Here is a 6,011-nt window from a genome sequence, read left to right on the forward strand (position 1 = left end):
CTCCTCGGGGGCGCGGGCGTCCACCGGGACGTAGGCGCCGCCCGCCTTGAGCACCGCGAGCTGGGCGACGACGAGTGCGGCACCGCGTTCCACCAGGAGGGCCACCCGGTCCTCGGGCGCCACCCCTCGCCGCACCAGGCGGCGGGCCAGCCGGTCGGACCAGGCGTCGAGGCGGCGGTAGCCGATCTCCACGTCGCCGTCGTGGACCGCGACCGCGTCGGGGGTGCGGCGGACCTGTGCGGCGAAGAGGTCGACCGGGCTGCCCGGCGGGACGCTGCGGGCGGTGGCGTTCCACCGCCGCAGTGTCTGCCGGTCCTCGGCGGTCAGCGGTTCGAGGGAGGCCACCGGGACGTCGTCCGACGCGTCGAGGGCGTCGGCGAGGGCGGTCAGCAGGACGGTGAGGCGGGCCGCGGCGCGGTCCGCGGTCGGCGCGTCGAACAGGGCGGGGTCGTAGGCCAGGTCGAAGGCGAACCGGTCGCCGAGGTGGGCGCGCAGGCACCAGGGGAAGGAGGTGGCGTCGTCCGGGTGGACCTCCTCGACGCCCACACCGGTGCGGGCGGTGGCGGTCTCGTCGACGGGGTAGTTCTCGAAGACGACCATGCTGTCGAACAGCGCCTCGCCGGCGGGGATCGCGCCGGTGGCCTGGATGCGCGGCAGGGCCAGGTAGTCGTGGCGGCGTGCCTCGCTCTGCTCGTCCTGCACGCCGCGCAGCCACTGCCGCACGCCGCCGGACGGGACGCGGATCCGGGTGGGCACGGTGTTGATGAACATGCCGATCATCGTCTCGACGCCGGGCAGTTCGGCCGGGCGGCCGGAGACGGTGGTGCCGAACACGACGTCCTCACGTCCCGCGGTGCGGGCCAGCAGGAGCGCCCAGGCTGCCTGCACGACGGTGCCGGCGGTGACGCCGGCCCGGGCGGACGCCTCGCGCAGCCGCCGTGAGACGTCCTCGTCCAGCTCCCGGTGCACGGCGGCGGCGGAGCGGGCGCGGTGCGCCTCGGCGGGGGTGCGGTCGTAGGGCAGCGGGGTGCGCTCGGTGAAGTTCGCGAGGACGCCCGCCCAGTAGGCCTCGGCCGCGGCGGCGTCCTGCTCCTCGCGCTCTGCCAGCCAGCGCACGAAGTCGGCGAACGGGCGGCGGGCGACGGGCGGCGCGGCCTTGCCGCCGGTGCGGGCGGCGTACAGCTCGCACACCTCGGTGAGCAGCTGGCCGGTGCTCCAGCCGTCGAGGGCGATGTGGTGGGTGGACCACACCAGGAGGACCTCGTCGCCGGGCAGGGCGGCCAGGGTGATCCGGGTGAGCGGGGCGCGGGTGAGGTCGTGGCCGGCCGCGCGGTCGTCGGCGAGCAGGCGCGCGGTCGCCTCGCCCCGTCGCCGGGGTTCCAGGTCGCGCAGGTCGACGTGGGTGACGGGCAGGTCGACGTGGTGGTGGACGACCTGGACCGGGTGCGGCAGGTGCTGCCAGTGGACGCTGGTGCGCAGGGCGGGGGTGCGGGCGGTCAGCTCCTGCCAGGCGTCGGCGAAGGCGAGCGGGTCGGCGACGCCGGACAGCCGCACCGCGACGCGGTCGGCGTAGGCGTCCGCCGTGTCGACCAGGCCGTGGAAGAGCATGCCGGCCTGCAGCGGCGTCAGCGGCAGCACGTCGGCGACCTGCCGGCCGTCGCCGACGAGGCGGTCCAGCTGTTCCTGGGTGAGGCCCGCGAGCGGGAAGTCGGAGGGGGTGCGGCCGCCGGCCTCGGGCCGGGCGCAGTGGGCGGCGATCTCCCGCAGCGCGGCGGCCGTCTCCTCGGCGAGGCGGCGCACCTCGGACTCCTCGTAGACGGCCGGCGGGTAGGTCCAGCCGAGCTCGAGGCGGCCGTCCTCGACGACGCCGGTGACGTCCAGCAGGTAGGGGCGCTCCTCGTCCGGGTCGGTGTCCCGGCCGGCCGGGGGCAGCGCACCCCGCAGCAGTCCGTCGGCGGCCCCGCCTCCCGCGTCCCACTGCCCGTGGTAGTTGAAGCCGACCTGCGGGCGGTTGCCCTCGGCGGCCGGGGCGTCCGGCACGAGGTGGTGCAGGGCGCCGTGGCTCAGTCCGTGCCGGGGCACCGCGCGCAGTTGCTCCTTGACCGAGCGCAGCGTGTCGTGCCAGTCCGCCTTCGGCGCGACGCGCAGCGCGACCGGGAACTCGGTGGTGAACCAGCCGACGGTGCGGGTCAGGTCCAGGTCCTCGAACAGTTCCTCGCGGCCGTGCCCCTCGACGCCGACGAGGACGGTGTCACGTCCGCACCAGCGGGACAGGGTGCGGCCCAGGGCGCTCAGCAGCACGTCGTTGACCTGGGTGCGGTAGGCCTCGGGGACCTGGCGCAGCAGCGCGTCGGTCTCCTCGCGCTCCAGGGTCACGGTCAGGGTGGCGGCGGCGCCGTAGGTGTTGGCGCGGTGGGTGCCGGGGCCGTGCGGGCCGGGGTCCTGCGTGTCGGCGCCGTGGGTGTCGGGGCCGCTCCGGCCGGGCGGGAGGGCGGCCGGAGCGCGGCAGGTGGCCGCCCAGTACTCCCGGTCCGCGTCCAGGGCGCCGGAGCGGGTGTGCTCCTCCAGGCGGGTCGCCCAGGTGGTGTACGCCGTCGACGGCGGCGGGAGCTGGACGGGCCGGCCCGTCGCGGCGGCGCGGTGGGCGGTCTCCAGGTCGGAGAGCAGGATGCGCCAGGAGACGCCGTCGATCGCGAGGTGGTGGACGGTCAGCACCAGCTGCTGGGGGTCGCCGTCGAAGAGCAGGGCACGCACCACGCGTCCCTCGACGGGGTCGAGGGACGCCTGCGCCTCGTCGACGAGGCGCTGGATCTCGGCCTCCTCGGCGGGTCCGTGCTGGCTGAGGACCTTGTGCGGGGCCTGCGGCAGGACCTCTTGGCGCCGGCCCTCGGGCGCGGTGCGGATCCGGGTGCGCAGGGCCGGGTGGTGGGCGACGAGCGCCTCCACCGCCACGCGCAGGGCTTCGGGGTCGGTGCCGGGGGCGAGGCGCAGCCGCTGGGTCATGGTGAAGCGCAGCGGGTCGCCGGGTCGGCGGCGGTCGAGGTACTGGTGCTGGATGGGGGTGAGCGGGGCCTTCGAGGGCGCGTCGTCGGCGGCCGCGGGGGCGTCCTGTTCGGTGACGCACAGGGCGAGTTCGGCCACCGTCTGGTGGCGGAAGACGTCCTTGGTGGTCAGGGCGAGACCGGCCTGGCGGGAGCGGGAGACGATCTGGATGCTGAGGATCGAGTCGCCGCCCAGGGTGAAGAAGTTGTCCCGGGCGCCGACGCGTTCGACGCCCAGGACGTCGGCCCAGATGGCGGCCAGCCGCTCCTCGGCGCCGGGGCGCGGCGCCACGTACGCCGTGTCGTCGGCGGGCTGTGCGGGCGGTGCGGGCAGGGCCCGCCGGTCGGTCTTGCCGCTGCTGGTGCGCGGGATGGCCGCCAGCGGCACGAAGGCGGCCGGCACCATGTGACCGGGCAGTGTCCGGCGCAGCCGCACGCGCAGTTCGTCGGCGGGCGGGACGCGGTCGGCGGCGGGCGTCAGGTAGGCGACCAGCATGGTGCGGCCGGCGTGGTCGCGGGCGGCCACGGCCGCGTCGGCCACGTCCGGGTGGGCGAGCAGCGCGGCCTCGATCTCCCCGGGCTCGATGCGGAAGCCGCGGATCTTGACCTGCTCGTCGGTGCGGCCGAGGAACTCCAGGCGTCCCCGGGCGTCCCACCGGACCCGGTCGCCGGTGCGGTACATCCGCTCCCCCCGCGCGCCGAAGGGATCGGGCAGGAAGCGGGCGGCGGTGAGGCCGGGCCGGTTCAGGTAGCCGCGGGCCACCTGCGGCCCGCCCAGGTACAGCTCGCCGGGCACGCCGGGCGGGACCGGACGCAGTGCCCGGTCGAGGACGTGGGCGCGCAGGTTGTGGCCGGGGCGGCCGAGGACCGGCCGGGCGGGGGTGTCGGCGCAGCGGCCGTAGACCGCGTCGACGGTGGTCTCGGTCGGTCCGTACATGTTGTAGGCCGACACGCCCCGCTCCGCCGCCGCGCACAGGTCGCGCCAGGTGGTGCCGTCGACGGCCTCGCCGCCGACGAGGAGCAGGGCCGGCTGGTGGCTGTGGGGGGCGAGGAGACCGGCGGTGAGCAGTTCGCGCAGGAACGACGGGGTGACGTTGACGAGGTCGAGGCGGTGCTGCTGGATCCGTGCGCGGAAGGCCTCCGGATCGAGCCGGGTGTCCTCGTCGATGAGGTGCACCTCGTGACCCAGGGCGAGCAGCAGCGGGCCCTCCCACGAGGTGTCGAAGGAGAAGGAGGCGCTGAGCGCGGCGCGCAGCCGGCGGCCGTTCGCGGTGTGCGGGGCGAGGAGGCCGTCGCGGTGGTCGAGAACCAGGTTGACCAGCTGCCGGTGTTCGACGGCGACGCCCTTGGGCCGCCCGGTGGAGCCGGAGGTGTGGATGACGTAGGCGGTGTGCCGCGGGTCGAGCGGGCTGCGGCGGTCCGCGTCGGTGAGGTCGTGGGCGGGCAACTCCTCCCACGGCACGGCACGCAGGGCGTCCTCGGTCAGCACCAGTCGTGCGCCGGTGTCCTCCAGGAGGGCCGCGACGCGTTCCTCGGGAAGGTCCAGGTCCAGGCACTGCAGGGTGGCGCCGGCCTTCAGCACGGCGAACAGCGCGACCAGCAGGTCGGCGGTGCGCGGGAGGCGGAGGGCGACGACGTCCTCCGGGCCCGCGCCGAGGGCGACGAGGTGGTGGGCGAGCCGGTTGGCGCGGCTGTTGAGGGCGTCGAGGTCGAGGGTGGCGTCGCGGGCCACCACGGCGGTGGCGTGCGGGGTGCGGGCGGCCTGCGCCTCGAACAGCGCGGTGAAGGTGGTGTCGGGCACCGGCAGCGGGGCGCCCTGCCATTCGCACCGGATGCGGCGTCGCTCGGTCTCGGTGAGCAGCGGCAGCGCCCCGGCCGGCCGGTCCGGGTCCTCCACCGCCGCCTCGACGAGCAGCCGGAGCCGGGCGGCCAGCCGCCGCGCGGTGTCCTCGTCGAAGAGTGCGGTGCTGTACACGAGGTGGCCGGTGAGGCCGTCCTCGTGCTCGACGAAGTCGAAGGACAGGTCGAAGGTGGCGTGACGGACCGGCGGGGTCACCGGCTCGACGTCGAGGCCGGGCAGGTCGGGTGCCTCGGCGCCCAGGTTGTGCAGGGCGACCATGACCTGGAACAGCGGGGTGCGGCTGGTGTCCCGCTCCGGCTGGAGGGCGTCCACCAGCCGCTCGAACGGGGCCTCCTGGTGGGCGAAGGCGTCCAGGACGGTGTCCCGTGCCTGCCCCAGCAGGTCGCGGTAGGACAGCTCGGGGCGCACCCGGGCGCGCAGCACCAGCGTGTTGACGAACATGCCGACCACGTCGTGCAGTTCGGGCCGGTCACGGCCGGCGGTGACGGTGCCGACGGTGATGTCCTCCTGGTCGGCCCAGCGGGCGACCAGGATCTGGCAGGCGGCCAGCAGCGCCATGTAGAGGGTGGCGTCGGCGGAGCGGGCCGTCTCGCGCAGACGCTCGGTGAGCGCGGCCGGCAGCTCGAAGGTGAGGAGGGCGCCCTCCCGGCTGCGGACGGCGGGCCGGGGCCGGTCGGTGGGCGGCTCCAGCGGGGTGAAGCCCTCCAGGACCTCCCGCCAGTGGGCGAGGTCCGCCTCGACGCGGTCGGCGCGCTCACGCTGCCAGGCGGCGAAGTCCCGGTAGGCGACCGGCAGTTCGGTCAGCCGCGGCTCGCGTCCGAGGTGGGCGGCCGCGTACAGCTCGGCGAGGTCGCGGCCGAGGACGGCGACCGACCAGCCGTCGGTGACGATGTGGTGCACGGCGAGGACCAGCACGTGCTCGTCGGCGGCCGTGCGGACCAGGCGGGTGCGCAGCAGCGGGCCCGCCTCCAGGTCGAAGGGGGCGGCGGCCTCGGCGTCCAGCACCGCGTCGAGGCCCGCTCCCGGCTCGCCGGTCAGGTCGTCCAGCGGCAGCTCGACCGGGTACGGCGGGTGCACCACCTGGCGGGCGGCGCCGCCGTGTTCGGCGA

1 protein-coding gene is annotated in these 6,011 nt (G+C 76.1%); it reads right to left on the reverse strand.

Going from position 1 to position 6,011, the window contains the following annotated elements; translation table 11 throughout:
- The coding region (locus ACOV8S_RS26915; RefSeq protein WP_448320967.1) for an amino acid adenylation domain-containing protein at window positions 1-6,011 on the reverse strand (6,011 nt) is incomplete at both ends.

The organism is Streptomyces sp. CO7, assembly GCF_053474865.1.